The organism is Kitasatospora gansuensis (assembly GCF_014203705.1).
In the GTDB taxonomy this organism is placed as follows: domain Bacteria; phylum Actinomycetota; class Actinomycetes; order Streptomycetales; family Streptomycetaceae; genus Kitasatospora; species Kitasatospora gansuensis.
On sequence record NZ_JACHJR010000001.1, the window covers coordinates 2429964 to 2444817 of the forward strand.

9 protein-coding genes and 3 rRNA genes are annotated in these 14854 nt (G+C 66.2%); 3 read left to right on the forward strand and 9 right to left on the reverse strand.

Features of this window, described 5'->3' with window-relative positions; translation table 11 throughout:
• Positions 1-11 precede the first annotated feature (11 nt).
• Together F4556_RS39035 and F4556_RS10600 are read left to right on the forward strand one after the other, a co-directional pair.
• Positions 12-1655 (forward strand): sensor histidine kinase, encoded by a 1644-nt coding sequence (locus tag F4556_RS39035; RefSeq protein WP_184913709.1) that lies wholly within the window; start codon positions 12-14, stop codon positions 1653-1655.
• 24 nt (positions 1656-1679) lie between these two features.
• The gene (locus tag F4556_RS10600; RefSeq protein ID WP_184913711.1) at positions 1680-2381 is read left to right on the forward strand and encodes a response regulator transcription factor; all 702 of its coding nucleotides are present in this window, start codon (positions 1680-1682) and stop codon (positions 2379-2381) included.
• 12 nt (positions 2382-2393) lie between these two features.
• Here the strand turns inward: F4556_RS10600 and F4556_RS10605 are convergent, their stop codons facing one another.
• On the reverse strand, positions 2394-3425 hold the full coding sequence (locus tag F4556_RS10605; protein WP_184913713.1) for a medium chain dehydrogenase/reductase family protein: 1032 nt from the start codon (positions 3423-3425) through the stop codon (positions 2394-2396).
• A 127-nt stretch (positions 3426-3552) separates the two neighbouring features.
• On the opposite strand from F4556_RS10605, the gene F4556_RS10610 reads away from it, so the two are divergent.
• A complete protein-coding gene (locus F4556_RS10610; protein WP_184913715.1) occupies positions 3553-4212 on the forward strand; it encodes a TetR/AcrR family transcriptional regulator in 660 nt (219 codons plus the stop codon).
• A gap of 5 nt (positions 4213-4217) precedes the next feature.
• Here F4556_RS10610 and F4556_RS10615 read toward each other — a convergent pair whose 3' ends face one another.
• From F4556_RS10615 to F4556_RS10650, 8 genes are all read right to left on the reverse strand, one after another.
• On the reverse strand, positions 4218-5051 hold the full coding sequence (locus F4556_RS10615) for a phosphatase PAP2 family protein (protein WP_184913717.1): 834 nt from the start codon (positions 5049-5051) through the stop codon (positions 4218-4220).
• Positions 5052-5112: 61 nt separating this feature from the next.
• A 5S ribosomal RNA gene (rrf, locus tag F4556_RS10620) occupies positions 5113-5229 on the reverse strand.
• A gap of 88 nt (positions 5230-5317) precedes the next feature.
• Positions 5318-8439: ribosomal RNA gene (locus tag F4556_RS10625) — 23S ribosomal RNA — on the reverse strand.
• A 275-nt stretch (positions 8440-8714) separates the two neighbouring features.
• Positions 8715-10238 (reverse strand): 16S ribosomal RNA (locus F4556_RS10630).
• The 16S, 23S and 5S rRNA genes sit together here, the layout of an rRNA operon.
• Before the next feature lie 443 nt (positions 10239-10681).
• Positions 10682-12367 (reverse strand): ribonuclease J, encoded by a 1686-nt coding sequence (locus F4556_RS10635; RefSeq protein WP_184913719.1) that lies wholly within the window; start codon positions 12365-12367, stop codon positions 10682-10684.
• 174 nt (positions 12368-12541) lie between these two features.
• Positions 12542-13441, reverse strand: a complete 900-nt coding sequence (dapA, locus tag F4556_RS10640) for a 4-hydroxy-tetrahydrodipicolinate synthase (RefSeq protein ID WP_184913721.1) — start codon at positions 13439-13441, stop codon at positions 12542-12544.
• Between the two features lie 228 nt (positions 13442-13669).
• Complete coding sequence (gene thyX / locus F4556_RS10645) at positions 13670-14398, reverse strand: FAD-dependent thymidylate synthase (protein ID WP_184913723.1); 729 nt, start codon at positions 14396-14398, stop codon at positions 13670-13672.
• Positions 14395-14853 carry a hypothetical protein gene (locus F4556_RS10650; protein ID WP_184913725.1) on the reverse strand — a complete coding sequence of 153 codons (459 nt, stop codon included), beginning with the start codon at positions 14851-14853 and terminating at the stop codon, positions 14395-14397. Before F4556_RS10650 ends, thyX begins: the two co-directional genes overlap by 4 nt.
• Position 14854: the final 1 nt, after the last annotated feature.

A 14854-nucleotide genomic window follows, 5' to 3' on the forward strand; every position in this document is an offset into this window, starting at 1 on the left:
ACAATCGGGAGATGCGCTTCGTACCGTTGCTGCCCGCCGACCGCCCGGCCACTTCCGCGCCCGGACGCTGGCTGCTGGAGGCGGCGCTCGGCGGCGTGGTGTTGCTGGTCACCTACGCGGCGCTGCGCAGCGTCGGCCTCTCCGGCACCTTCGACCGCAGCACCCTGCTGATCCTCGGCGCGACGGCGCTCGCCCTCGCGCTGGCCCGGCACCGGTTCCCCGACGCCGCGCTGCTCGGCCTGGCCGTCCTGGTCGGCGTGCTGCCCAGCGCCGCGATGCTGACCGCGATCGTCAGCTACACCACCTCCCGCCGGGCCGGCCGGGCCTGGCGGCGCGACCTGCTGCTGGTCACCGCCGCGCTGATCCCGCTGCTGGTCAGCGAAGTCCGGCTGGACTACTGGCAGGGCGGGCGCTGGCAGTACGCCCTCGCCCAGGGCGGCGTGCTGGCGGTCGTCGCGGTGCTGATCCCCGGCCTGGTCGGCACCGCCGCCGGGCAGCAGGACCAACTGGTCGGCGCCCTGCGCGAACGCACGGCGGCCGCCGAGCGGGCCAAACGCTCCGCCGAGAGCGAGTCCCGGATCCAGGAGCGGTCCAGGATCGCCGCCGAGATGCACGATCTGGTCGGCCATCGCCTCAGCCTGATCTCCCTGCACGCCGGCGGCCTGGAACTCGCCCTCGACCGCCAGGCCCCCCAGCTGAGCGGTGAGGCCGAACAGCTCCGGCAGGCCAGCCGGGACGCGATGGACGAGCTCCGCCAGGTGCTCGGCGTGCTCGGCCCGCTCGGCCGGGACACCGGTACGGACGCGCTCACCGACGCCACCGGGACCAGGGCCGACATCCTGGCCCTGGTCGAGGAGTCCCGCGCGGCGGGCGTCCCGGTCTCGTTCGACTGGCAGGGCGAGGACCTGGCCGAAGTCCGGCCGCAGGTCAGACGAGCCGTCAACCGGGTGGTCCGGGAGGCGCTCACCAACGTGCACCGGTACGCGGTCGGCGCCGCCGTCGAGGTGACGGTGGCCCAGCTGCCCGGCAGCGTCGAGGTCCTGGTGGTCAACGGCGCACCCCCCATCCCGCCGACCGTCACCACCGGGCTGGGCAGCGGCCGCGGGCTCGACGGTCTGCGCGAGCGGGTCGCGGTCCTGGGCGGCCGGCTCATCGTCGGCCCGGTCCCGGGCGGCGAGTTCGAGGTCCGGGCCGTCCTGCCCACCGCCCCGCCCGCCGCCGGAACCCGCGCCGAACAGGCCACGGGGGCGGGCCCCGCCCCGCTCGCCCTCCCGCCGGAGGCGGGCGGACGGGTCCGCCGCCAGCTCGCCAGCACCGTGTCGGCCGCCCTCGGGCTGGCCGGGCTCGGGGTGATCCTGCTGCTCGGCCTCGGCCTGGTCCAGCAGACCCGCCCGTACGACGGCCCGCCGCCGGTCAGCGCCGTGCACACCGGCATGACCATGAGTCAGGTCACCTCGGTGGTCGGCCCCGACAGCGCCCCCGTCCGCTCCGCCGCCGCCGGCCGCGAACCGGCCCGGCCCAGCGGCAGCACCAGCTGCCTGTACCCGTACACCACCTGGACCACGGAGAGCGACCGGCTGCAGGTCACCCGGTACTGTTTCAAAAGTGACGTTCTGACCGAAATCTCCAGTTTCACCACCCCCCTGGCGCCCTGACCACCGATCGACCGGGAGCTGCGCATGACCGACGACAGCGCTGAGCGGACCACCCCGATCCGGGTCCTGCTGGCCGACGACGAGCCCGGCATCCGGGCCGGTCTGCGGCTGGTCCTCCAGCACGCCGAGGACATCGCGGTGGTCGCCGAGGCCGCCAACGGCGCCGAAGCCGTGGCCGAAGCCGCCCGCACCCCGGTCGACGTGGCCCTGGTCGACATCCGGATGCCCGTCCTCGACGGCCTGGCCGCGATCGACCAGCTGATCCGGCTCGACCCGAAGCCCGCCGTCGTCATGCTGACCACCTTCGGCGAGGAGGAGAACGTCACCCGCGCGCTGCGCTCCGGCGCCAGCGGCTTCCTGCTCAAGGACGACGGCCCGCACGAACTGATCAGCGCCGTACGCGCCGCGGCCGCCGGAGACGCCGTGCTCTCCCCCGGCGTCACCGGACTGGTCGTCAAACGCATGCTCGAAGGCGACCCCGCCGACCCGGAGGACCCCGGCACCGAGGCCGCCCGCCGGATCGCCGCCCTCGCCCCACCCGAGCGCGAGGCCCTCGCCCTGCTCGGCGTCGGCATGCCCAACCTGGAGATCGCCCTCCGCCTCGGCATCAGCCCCGACTCGGTCAAGACGGTCATCGACACCATCCTCGACCGCACCGGCGCCGACACCCGCGTCCAGGCCGCCCTCCTGGCCACCCGCGCCGGGCTCACCCCGGAGACCGCCTGACGGCACCGGCGCCTACGGCGTGAGCACGACCTTGCCCGCCACCGTGCCGGACTCCGCCAGCCGGACGGCCTCGGCGATCCGGGCCAGCGGCAGCTCGGCCGCGATCAGGGCGGTCAGCTCACCGCGCCGCAGCGCGTCGAAGACCTGCGTGAGGTCGGCCCGCAGCCGGGCCCGGAAGCCGGCCCGGCCGGTCGCCCGGCCCGCCCAGACGTTGTAGAAGTACGCGTGCCGGCCGTTGGGGAGGATGTTCCAGCTCCAGATCCGGCCGAGGATCTTCAGCACCGGCCAGTACCGGGAACCGGTGTCGTCCCGGGTGGCGGCGCTGCCGTACGAGACCAGCGTGCCGCCCGGCGCAAGCAGACCCCAGGAGTCGACCACGCTGCGGCCGCCGATGTGGTCGAAGACCGCGTCCACCCCGCCGGGGGCGAGCTCGCGCACCCGGGCCGGGACGTCCTCGGTCCGATAGTCGACCGGGGTCACCCCCATCGCCCGCAGGGCGTCGTGGTGCCGGGCCGAGGCGGTGCCGATCACCCGGGCCCCGGCGAGGGCGGCGAGCTGGACCAGCAGCGAACCCACCCCGCCGTTCGCGCCGTGCACCAGCACGGTCTGCCCGGCCCGGACCCGGGCCTTGCCGTGCAGCATCTGCCATGCCGTCAGACCGTTGAGCACCGCACCCTCGGCCTGCGTCGCCGACACCCCGTCCGGGACGTCGACCAGGTCGGCCGCGTCCACCAGCACGTGGCTGGCCCAGCCACCGACCTTGGTCAGCGCCGCCACCCGGCGGCCGCGCAGGTCGACGGGCACCCCGGGGCCGGTGGTCAGCACGGTGCCGACCAGGTCGTAGCCCGGGACGAACGGGTAGGCGGGCTGGTCGAAGTAGCGGCCCCGGCGCATCTGCTGCTCGGCGAACGAGACACCGGTCGCCTCCATCGCCACCACCACCTGCCCGGCTCCGGGCGCCGGCACCGCACCTCGGCGCAGTTCGAAGCCCTCGGGCTCGACCGTGCCGGGCAGAACGACCTCGACGAGTTCCTCGACCTGCATGACGACCTCCACGTTGGTGAGTGCTGCTTTGCTTCGTTACAAGTTATAACTGTCGCTAGAGGGGGTCGTCAATAGCTTCAGTGATAGGGTCTCACCAAGTTGTCAGCTTCTATCGTTAGGGTGGCCGATGGCCGGGACCGAGACGAGCACCCCCCGCGAGCGCTACCGCGAGCAGGTCCGGTCCGAGGTCAAGGAACGGGCCCGGGAGCAGATCGCCGCCGCCGGCTCGTCCGCCCTGTCGCTCAACGCGATCGCCAAGCAGCTGGGCATGAGCGGCCCGGCGCTGTACCGGTACTTCGCCAGCCGGGACGAGCTGATCACCGAGCTGATCACGGACGCCTACCGCAGCCTGGCGGACACCATCAAGGCCGCGGCCGCCGACGGGCCCGAGCTCGGCGTGGTCGCCCACGCACTGCGCGACTGGGGGCTGGCGGATCCGCACCGCTACTTCCTGATCTACGGCACGCCGATCCCCGGGTACCACGCCCCGGCGGACGTCACCCTGATCGCGGCCGAGATCATGCAGGTGCTGCTGGACGCCTGCGCGGCGATTCCGGCGGACGCCGCCGACACCCCGTTCGACACCCACCTGGCAGCCCACCGTGCGTGGGACGGCGGCCACAGCGCGCCGCCGCAGGTGCTGCACCTGGCCCTGACCACCTGGACCAGGCTGCACGGGGCACTCTCACTGGAACTGACCGGCCACTTCGGCGGCATGGGGTTCGACCCCGCCCTGCTCTACCAGGCCGAGGTGGACGCGCTGCTGGGCCGGCCCCGAGGGCACTGACCCGGTCAGCTGCTCGTGCCCGCCCGGTCCCGGACCGGGGTGGGCTCGGCGTCCGGCTGCTCCGTACGCCGCCAGCCGGAGGCCGCGTGCTGGACCAGGTAGACGACCAGCAACAGGCCCACGGCCACCAGGCCGTCGGCCCAGAAGTGGTTGGCCGTCACCACGACCACGTAGACGGTGATCACCGGGTGCAGGAGCACGAGCCACCGCCAGGGGCCGCGTGCGATGACAGCCACCGCGACCGCGACGATCACGCACCAGGCCACGTGCACGGACGGCATCGCGGACAGTTGGTCCGCCACCACCCCACCGACCGCGCCGCCGTAGACCGACTGGCCGTACTCCGCCGCCACGTCGACGAAGCCGTTCCCCGGCAGCATCCGCGGCGGTGCCACCGGGAGGAACTGGATCAGCAGACAGGCCGCCGTGGTCAGCACCACCGTGTTCCGCAGCCACGCGTACCGCGCCCGGTGCCGGACGAACACCCATGCCAGCAGCACGAGCATCACCCCGAAGTGCATCACGGCGTAGTAGTAGTTGGCCGCGGAGATCAGCCAGGAATGCTCCCGCGCCGACCGCTGCAGGGCCGCCTCGTCGGGCAGCCCCCAGGCCAGTTCGGTGCGATGGATCCAGTCCGCCCGGTCGAGCGCGTGGTCCGTGCTCAGCACCGAGAGGTGCCCGACCAACTGCCAGAGCGTGAAGAGCGCCAGCAGCGTCCCCGCCTCCCGGCACACCACCGCCACTCCCGGCCGGGCCACCCGCTTGGCCGCGTACGCGGCGCCGAGCAGGGCAACGGCGGTACCGCCGGCCGTCTGCCAGGTCAGGGTCAGGTTCTGCATTCGCGAAGATTAACGCAAAGAAGCCCCCTCCCGAATGGGAGGGGGCTTCTTTGGAATGATTGTTCGGCGGCGTCCTACTCTCCCACAGGGTCCCCCCTGCAGTACCATCGGCGCTATGAGGCTTAGCTTCCGGGTTCGGAATGTAACCGGGCGTTTCCCTCACGCTATGACCACCGAAACACTATGAAACTGTATGACCGCACCACACCCGTGACCAAACGGTGTGGGGTCGTTGTTTCAGAACAACACAGTGGACGCGAGCAACTGAGGACAAGCCCTCGGCCTATTAGTACCGGTCAGCTCCACCCCTTACAGGGCTTCCACATCCGGCCTATCAACCCAGTCGTCTACTGGGAGCCTTACCCTCTCAAGGAGGTGGGAATATTCATCTCGAAGCAGGCTTCCCGCTTAGATGCTTTCAGCGGTTATCCCTCCCGAACGTAGCCAACCAGCCATGCCCTTGGCAGAACAACTGGCACACCAGAGGTTCGTCCGTCCCGGTCCTCTCGTACTAGGGACAGCCCTTCTCAATATTCCTACGCGCACAGCGGATAGGGACCGAACTGTCTCACGACGTTCTAAACCCAGCTCGCGTACCGCTTTAATGGGCGAACAGCCCAACCCTTGGGACCTACTCCAGCCCCAGGATGCGACGAGCCGACATCGAGGTGCCAAACCATCCCGTCGATATGGACTCTTGGGGAAGATCAGCCTGTTATCCCCGGGGTACCTTTTATCCGTTGAGCGACGGCGCTTCCACAAGCCACCGCCGGATCACTAGTCCCGACTTTCGTCCCTGCTCGACCCGTCGGTCTCACAGTCAAGCTCCCTTGTGCACTTACACTCAACACCTGATTGCCAACCAGGCTGAGGGAACCTTTGGGCGCCTCCGTTACTCTTTAGGAGGCAACCGCCCCAGTTAAACTACCCACCAGACACTGTCCCTGATCCGGATCACGGACCCAGGTTAGACATCCAGCACGACCAGAGTGGTATTTCAACGACGACTCCACAACAACTGGCGTTGCTGCTTCAAAGTCTCCCACCTATCCTACACAAGCCGAACCGAACACCAATATCAAGCTATAGTAAAGGTCCCGGGGTCTTTCCGTCCTGCTGCGCGAAACGAGCATCTTTACTCGTAATGCAATTTCACCGGGCCTATGGTTGAGACAGTCGAGAAGTCGTTACGCCATTCGTGCAGGTCGGAACTTACCCGACAAGGAATTTCGCTACCTTAGGATGGTTATAGTTACCACCGCCGTTTACTGGCGCTTAAGTTCTCAGCTTCGCCATGACGAATCATGACTAACCGGTCCCCTTAACGTTCCAGCACCGGGCAGGCGTCAGTCCGTATACATCGCCTTACGGCTTCGCACGGACCTGTGTTTTTAGTAAACAGTCGCTTCTCGCTGGTCTCTGCGGCCGGCCCCAGCTCAGAGTGCAAGACTCATCACCAGTTCCGGCCCCCCTTCTCCCGAAGTTACGGGGGCATTTTGCCGAGTTCCTTAACCATAGTTCACCCGAACGCCTCGGTATTCTCTACCTGACCACCTGAGTCGGTTTGGGGTACGGGCCGCCATGAAACTCGCTAGAGGCTTTTCTCGACAGCATAGGATCATCCACTTCACCACAATCGGCTCGGCATCAGGTCTCAGCCTTAATGAGTGACGGATTTGCCTATCACTCGGCCTACACCCTTACCCCGGGACAACCACCGCCCGGGCTGGACTACCTTCCTGCGTCACCCCATCGCTCACCTACTACCCTGTTGGTTCAGCGGCTCCACCACGTCCCATTGTCCGAAGACTCCGGGCCGGCTTCGCGGCTTTAGCATTCAGAGGTTCGACGTTGGCGCTTCAAAGCGGGTACGGGAATATCAACCCGTTGTCCATCGACTACGCCTGTCGGCCTCGCCTTAGGTCCCGACTTACCCTGGGCAGATCAGCTTGACCCAGGAACCCTTGGTCAATCGGCGCAAGAGTTTCCCACTCTTGTATCGCTACTCATGCCTGCATTCTCACTCGTGAACCGTCCACAACTGGATTCCTCCGCTGCTTCACCCGGCACACGACGCTCCCCTACCCATCACAGCGGGCGTTGGCCCTATAGCTGCAATGACACGACTTCGGTGGTGTACTTGAGCCCCGCTACATTGTCGGCGCGGAATCACTTGACCAGTGAGCTATTACGCACTCTTTCAAGGGTGGCTGCTTCTAAGCCAACCTCCTGGTTGTCTCTGCGACTCCACATCCTTTCCCACTTAGCACACGCTTAGGGACCTTAGTCGGTGTTCTGGGCTGTTTCCCTCTCGACCATGGAGCTTATCCCCCACAGTCTCACTGCCACGCTCTCACTTACCGGCATTCGGAGTTTGGCTAAGGTCAGTAACCCGGTGAGGCCCATCGCCTATCCAGTGCTCTACCTCCGGCAAGAAACACGTGACGCTGCACCTAAATGCATTTCGGGGAGAACCAGCTATCACGGAGTTTGATTGGCCTTTCACCCCTAACCACAGGTCATCCCCCAGGTTTTCAACCCTGGTGGGTTCGGTCCTCCACGAAGTCTTACCTCCGCTTCAACCTGCCCATGGCTAGATCACTCCGCTTCGGGTCTTGGGCATGCAACTCAGACGCCCTATTCGGACTCGCTTTCGCTACGGCTACCCCACACGGGTTAACCTCGCTACACACCGCAAACTCGCAGGCTCATTCTTCAAAAGGCACGCAGTCACGAGACACACAGCAAGCTGCGCATCCGACGCTCCCACGGCTTGTAGGCACACGGTTTCAGGTACTATTTCACTCCGCTCCCGCGGTACTTTTCACCATTCCCTCACGGTACTATCCGCTATCGGTCACTAGGGAATATTTAGGCTTAGCGGGTGGTCCCGCCAGATTCACACGGAATTTCTCGGGCTCCGTGCTACTTGGGAGAAGCTCAAGTGAGCCGCACAGATTTCGTCTACGGGGGTCTTACCCTCTACGCCGGACCTTTCGCATGTCCTTCGACTATCCATACGGTTTCTGACTCACCGACCGGCCGGCAGACCAATCAAGAACTTTCCCACGACCCCGCTCTGGCAACCCCTGCCGGGTCTCACACCAAAACGGTTTAGCCTCATCCGGTTTCGCTCGCCACTACTCCCGGAATCACGGTTGTTTTCTCTTCCTGAGGGTACTGAGATGTTTCACTTCCCCTCGTTCCCTCCACACACCCTATGTGTTCAGGTGCGGGTGACAGCCCATGACGACTGCCGGGTTTCCCCATTCGGAAACCCCCGGATCAAAGCCTGGTTGACGGCTCCCCGGGGACTATCGTGGCCTCCCACGTCCTTCATCGGTTCCTAGTGCCAAGGCATCCACCGTGCGCCCTTAAAAACTTGGCCACAGATGCTCGCGTCCACTGTGCAGTTCTCAAACAACGACCAGACACCCACCCTCGCAGCGCTTTGACGCACCACTCAAGTAGGACCGGCACTGAAGCAACGACCATACGGCCGTTCCCTCAGGACCCAACAACGTGCCCGACACACCCAAACCCAGACCCTTTTCCACGCCGAAGCAGTACTAAGAGACGCGTCTGTGTGTGCCGAATAGTCAACGTTCCACCCATGAGCAACCGTGTGAGACATTCGCTCACATCCGGCTATGTGCTCCTTAGAAAGGAGGTGATCCAGCCGCACCTTCCGGTACGGCTACCTTGTTACGACTTCGTCCCAATCGCTGGTCCCACCTTCGACGGCTCCTCCCCTTACGGGTTAGGCCACCGGCTTCGGGTGTTACCGACTTTCGTGACGTGACGGGCGGTGTGTACAAGGCCCGGGAACGTATTCACCGCAGCATGCTGATCTGCGATTACTAGCAACTCCAACTTCATGGGGTCGAGTTGCAGACCCCAATCCGAACTGAGGCCGGCTTTTTGGGATTCGCTCCGCCTCGCGGCATCGCAGCCCTTTGTACCGACCATTGTAGCACGTGTGCAGCCCAAGACATAAGGGGCATGATGATTTGACGTCGTCCCCACCTTCCTCCGAGTTGACCCCGGCAGTCTCCTGTGAGTCCCCATCACCCCGAAAGGCATGCTGGCAACACAGAACAAGGGTTGCGCTCGTTGCGGGACTTAACCCAACATCTCACGACACGAGCTGACGACAACCATGCACCACCTGTATACCGACCACAAGGGGGCGACTATCTCTAGCCGTTTCCGGTATATGTCAAGCCTTGGTAAGGTTCTTCGCGTTGCGTCGAATTAAGCCACATGCTCCGCTGCTTGTGCGGGCCCCCGTCAATTCCTTTGAGTTTTAGCCTTGCGGCCGTACTCCCCAGGCGGGGAACTTAATGCGTTAGCTGCGGCACCGACGACGTGGAATGTCGCCAACACCTAGTTCCCAACGTTTACGGCGTGGACTACCAGGGTATCTAATCCTGTTCGCTCCCCACGCTTTCGCTCCTCAGCGTCAGTAATGGCCCAGAGATCCGCCTTCGCCACCGGTGTTCCTCCTGATATCTGCGCATTTCACCGCTACACCAGGAATTCCGATCTCCCCTACCACACTCAAGCCTGCCCGTATCGAATGCAGACCCGGGGTTAAGCCCCGGGCTTTCACAACCGACGCGACAAGCCGCCTACGAGCTCTTTACGCCCAATAATTCCGGACAACGCTCGCACCCTACGTATTACCGCGGCTGCTGGCACGTAGTTAGCCGGTGCTTCTTCTGCAGGTACCGTCACTTGCGCTTCTTCCCTGCTGAAAGAGGTTTACAACCCGAAGGCCGTCATCCCTCACGCGGCGTCGCTGCATCAGGCTTTCGCCCATTGTGCAATATTCCCCACTGCTGCCTCCCGTAGGAGTCTGGGCCGTGTCTCAGTCCCAGTGTGGCCGGTCGCCCTCTCAGGCCGGCTACCCGTCGTCGCCTTGGTAGGCCATTACCCCACCAACAAGCTGATAGGCCGCGGGATCATCCTGCACCGCCGGAGCTTTCCACCAACCCCCATGCAGAGGAAGGTCATATCCGGTATTAGACCTCGTTTCCAAGGCTTGTCCCAGAGTGCAGGGCAGATTTCCCACGTGTTACTCACCCGTTCGCCACTAATCCACTCCGAAGAGCTTCATCGTTCGACTTGCATGTGTTAAGCACGCCGCCAGCGTTCGTCCTGAGCCAGGATCAAACTCTCCGTGAATGTCTGCAGGTAATCCTGCAACCACTCGCGTTGAGCGGCACGGCAACCACCGGAATAGGCGGCCCCGCGCACTGCGTCCTCGCTAGTGTTTTACTTCATAAAGGAATCTCCAACCCCACCAAACGGTGAGGCCGGGGATGTCAACATATCTGGCGTTGACTTTTGGCACGCTGTTGAGTTCTCAAGGAACGGACACTTCCTTCGAGCCGCTTATCAGGCGGACCCTCCGGGCGTTTCGTTCTTTCGTGTTTCAAGCTTATCAGATGTTCTCCGCTCCGTTTTCCGGAGTTTCATTTCATCTTTCGGCTTTTTGCCTTTCGGCGCTCCCGAACTCTATCAGAGTTTCTCGGGCCACTTTCCCTTCCCGAATTCACTCGGAGAAGTTTCGGCAGCCGCTTGGGGCAACCCGGAGAACATTACGCACCGGGTTGCCCCAAGTCAAATCAGACCTCGACCACGACCGGGAGGATCATCGGCCGGCGGCGGTAGTTGTCCGCCACCCACTTGCCGATGGTCCGGCGGACCAGCTGCTGGATCTGCCGGACCTCCAGGACACCGTCGCTCGCCGAGCGGTCCAGGGCCTCCTGGAGCTTGGCCACCACGGGGCCGAAGGCACCGTCGTCGATGCCGGAGCCGCGGGCCTGGATGCTCGGGCCGCTCACGATCTTGCCGCTGGTGGAGTCGACCACCACGAAGACCGAGATGAAGCCCTCCTCGCCGAGGATCCGGCGGTCCTTCAGGGTGGGCTCGGTGATGTCGCCAACGGACGAGCCGTCGACGTACACGTAGCCGGCCTGGACCTTGCCGACGATCTTCGCGACGCCCTTCTCCAGGTCGACGACGACGCCGTCCTCGGCGATGACCGTGCGGTTCTTCGGGATGCCGGTCTTGATGCCGAGGTCGGCGCAGGCCCGCAGGTGGCGCCACTCGCCGTGCACCGGCATCAGGTTCTTCGGCTTGCAGATGTTGAAGAAGTACAGCAGCTCGCCGGCCGAGGCGTGGCCCGAGACGTGCACCTTGGCGTTGCCCTTGTGGACGACGTTGGCGCCCCAGCGGGTCAGGCCGTTGATGACGCGGTAGATCGCGGTCTCGTTACCGGGGATCAGCGACGAGGCCATGATGACCGTGTCGCCCTCGACGATCCGGATCTGGTGGTCGCGGTTGGCCATCCGGGACAGCGCGGCCATCGGCTCGCCCTGCGAACCGGTGCAGACCAGGACGACGTCCTTGTCCGGCAGGTCGTCCAGGGTCTTGACGTCGACGATCATGTTGCCCGGCACCTTGAGGTAGCCGAGGTCACGGGCGATGCCCATGTTGCGGACCATCGAGCGGCCGACGAAGGCGACCTTGCGCTTGTGCTCGTGCGCGGCGTCCAGCACCTGCTGGATGCGGTGCACGTGGCTGGCGAAGGAGGCCACGATGATGCGCTTGTCCGCGTTGGAGAAGACGGTGCGCAGCGCGGCGGAGATGTCCCGCTCGTGCGGGATGAAGCCGGGGACCTCGGCGTTGGTGGAGTCCACCAGCAGCAGGTCGATGCCCTCCTCGGCCAGCTTGGCGAAGGCGGGGAGGTCGGTCAGCCGGCCGTCCAGCGGGAGCTGGTCCATCTTGAAGTCACCGGTGGCGACGACCATGCCGCCCGAGGTGCGGACGGCGACCGCGAGGGCGTCCGGGATGGAGTGGTTGACCGCGATGAACTCGCAGTCGAAGGGGCCGATGCGCTCGCGCTCGCCCTCCTTGACCTCCAGCACGTACGGCCGGATCCGGTGCTCGGCGAGCTTGGCCTCGATCAGCGCGAGGGTCAGCTTGGAGCCGATCAGCGGGATGTCCGGGTTCTCCCGGAGCAGGTACGGGACGGCCCCGATGTGGTCCTCGTGACCGTGCGTCAGGACGATGCCGTCGATCTTGTCGAGCCGGTCCCGGATGGACGAGAAGTCCGGCAGGATCAGGTCGATGCCGGGCTGCTCGTCCTCGGGGAACAGCACGCCGCAGTCGATGATGAGCAGGCGGCCGGCGTGCTCGAGGACGGTCATGTTGCGACCGATCTCGCCGAGCCCGCCGAGCGGGGTGATGCGTACGGCGCCCGGCTTGAGAGCGGGGGCTGCGCCGAGTTCGGGGTGCGGGTGACTCAAAAGACTCTCCTTACGACGCACGCCATATGCCGAGGGGTTCGCGCCCTGGGGACATATGGCGTACGTGCTCGATGGTTTCCTACTTGCCAGGTCTTGGTGCTTCGTGCCGTCGTTCCGGTTCAGCGGCAGACCTCGGGAGGTCCGGCGAGCCGGGGGCACGCACGTCTTGTCTTCCTACAGGTGTACCCCGCCGGCGGCGAGATCCTCCCTCAGTTGGGCGATCTCCTCCGGCGTGGCGGAGACCAGCGGCAGCCGGAGCGGTCCGGCCGGGTGGCCCTGGAGGGTCAGCGCGGCCTTGGTGAGGATCACGCCCTGGGTCCGGAACATACCGCTGAACACCGGCAGCAGACCCTGGTGGATCGCGGTGGCCTTGGCCACGTCGCCCGCCTGGTAGGCGTCGAGCAGGGCCCGCAGCTCGGCGGCGACCAGGTGGCCGACCACGCTGACCACGCCGACCGCACCGACCGACAGCAGCGGCAGGTTGAGGATGTCGTCGCCGGAGTACCAGGCCAGGCCGCTGCGGGCGATCGCCCAGGAGGCCGCGCCGAGGTCGCCCTTGGCGTCCTTGTTGGCGACGATCCGCGGGTGCTCGCCGAGCCGGACCAGGGTCTCGGTGGCGAGCGCGACGCCGCTGCGGCCGGGGATGTCGTAGAGCATCACCGGGAGCTCGGTGGCGTCCGCGATGGTGACGCTGTGCCGGTACAGGCCCTCCTGCGGGGGCTTGCTGTAGTACGGCGTGACCACCAGCAGGCCGTGGGCTCCGGCGGCCTCGGCCTGCCGGGCCAGCTCGACGCTGTGGTGGGTGTCGTTGGTGCCGACCCCGGCGACGATGTGCGCGCGGTCCCCTACCGCCTCCACCACCGCGCGGACCAGCTGGGCCTTCTCGGCGTCGCTGGTGGTCGGGGACTCGCCGGTGGTGCCGTTCAGCACCAGGCCGTCGTTGCCGGAGTCCACGAGGTGGGTGGCGAGGCGCTGGGCGCCGTCGAGGTCGAGGCCGCCGTCGGCGGTGAACGGGGTGACCATCGCGGTCAGGACCCGGCCGAAGGGCGTCTGGGAGGTGGAGGTCGGAGCCATGCGTCCAAAACTACTCGTAGGCGGCCGGGGGGTACCCAGGCCGGTCCAGGGTTCGGACAGGTGAGAGGGGTCGCCGAGCTGCCGTCAGCTCTTCCGACATGGGATTCCGGTGCTGCATGCTCGGGGGTTCAAGCAGCACCGGAATCCGTGACCTGAGCCTAGGGAGCGCCCCGGGGGGTCGCAATCCAGGCGTGCCGAACAGGCCACTCAAATGCCCGTCGGGCCAGGTCAGGGGGCTACTCGGCCGTGCTTCTCGAAAGCCGCATGGGTGAGCGGCATGAGCTTGGCCCACTCCGCCTCCATCGCCTCGGCGACCATCTCGATCTCGCGCTGCGGGAAGGACGGCACGGTGGCGTTCTCCTTCTTGGTCCGCAGCGAGAGGAAGTGCATCAGCGAGCGCGCGTTGCAGGTCGCGTACATCGAGGAGAACAGGCCGACCGGCAGCACGGCCCGGGCCACCTCGCGGGCGACACCGGCGTCCAGCATCTCCTGGTACGCGGTGTAGGAGGCCAGGTAGGACGCCTCCATCGCCTCGGCGGTGACCTTGGCCTGCTCCGGGGTGCCGTCGACGAACTCGTAGCGGCCGGGGCGGCCCTGCTGGACCAGCTTGCGGTCCTCGCCGGGCACGTAGAAGACCGGCTGCAGGTTGCGGTAGCGGCCGGACTCCTCGTTGTAGGACCAGCCGCTGCGGTGCCGGTGGAACTCGCGGAACACGAAGATCGGCGCGCTGATGAAGAAGGTCATCGAGTTGTGCTCGAACGGGGTGCCGTGCCGGTCGCGCATCAGGTAGTTGATCAGACCGGCGGACTTCTCCGGGTCCTGCTGGAGCGCCTCCAGGGACTGCTCGCCCGCGGTGGAGACCCGGGCGGCCCAGATCACGTCCGAGTCCTGGGCCGCGCTGCGGACCAGCTCGACGGTCACGTCACTGCGGAAGACAGGTCCTGCTGCGTCGCTCACGCGTTGCTCCTTGCGTCGGTGCTGCCGTGCAGCTTGATGGCGTGCTGCATGGTCTTTCGGGCCCGCGGCGTGTCACCGGCGTCGGCGTACGCCACGGCGAGGCGGAAGTACACCCGCCAGTCCCCCGGGCTCTGTTCGGCCTCGGCCTGCCGGCGGGCGAAGACCTGGTCGGCCGAGGCGCGGTCGATCCTGCCCCCGTTGGTGCGGCGCAGCTCGTCCACCGGCAGGCCGCCCTCGGCCTCCAGTTCGCGGGCCAGCTGCTCGCTGGCCCGGCCGAAGCGCACGGTCTGCCGGAGGAACCAGACGCCGACGCCGGGGATGACGAAGGCGCAGACCCCCAGGCCGATGCCGAGCGGCTTGCCGGTGGCGATCAGCTGGACGCCCTCGCCGACGCAGATCACCGAGACCAGCAGCAGGGCGGCCGAGAGCAGGAAGAAGCCGGTACGGGAGGTCATC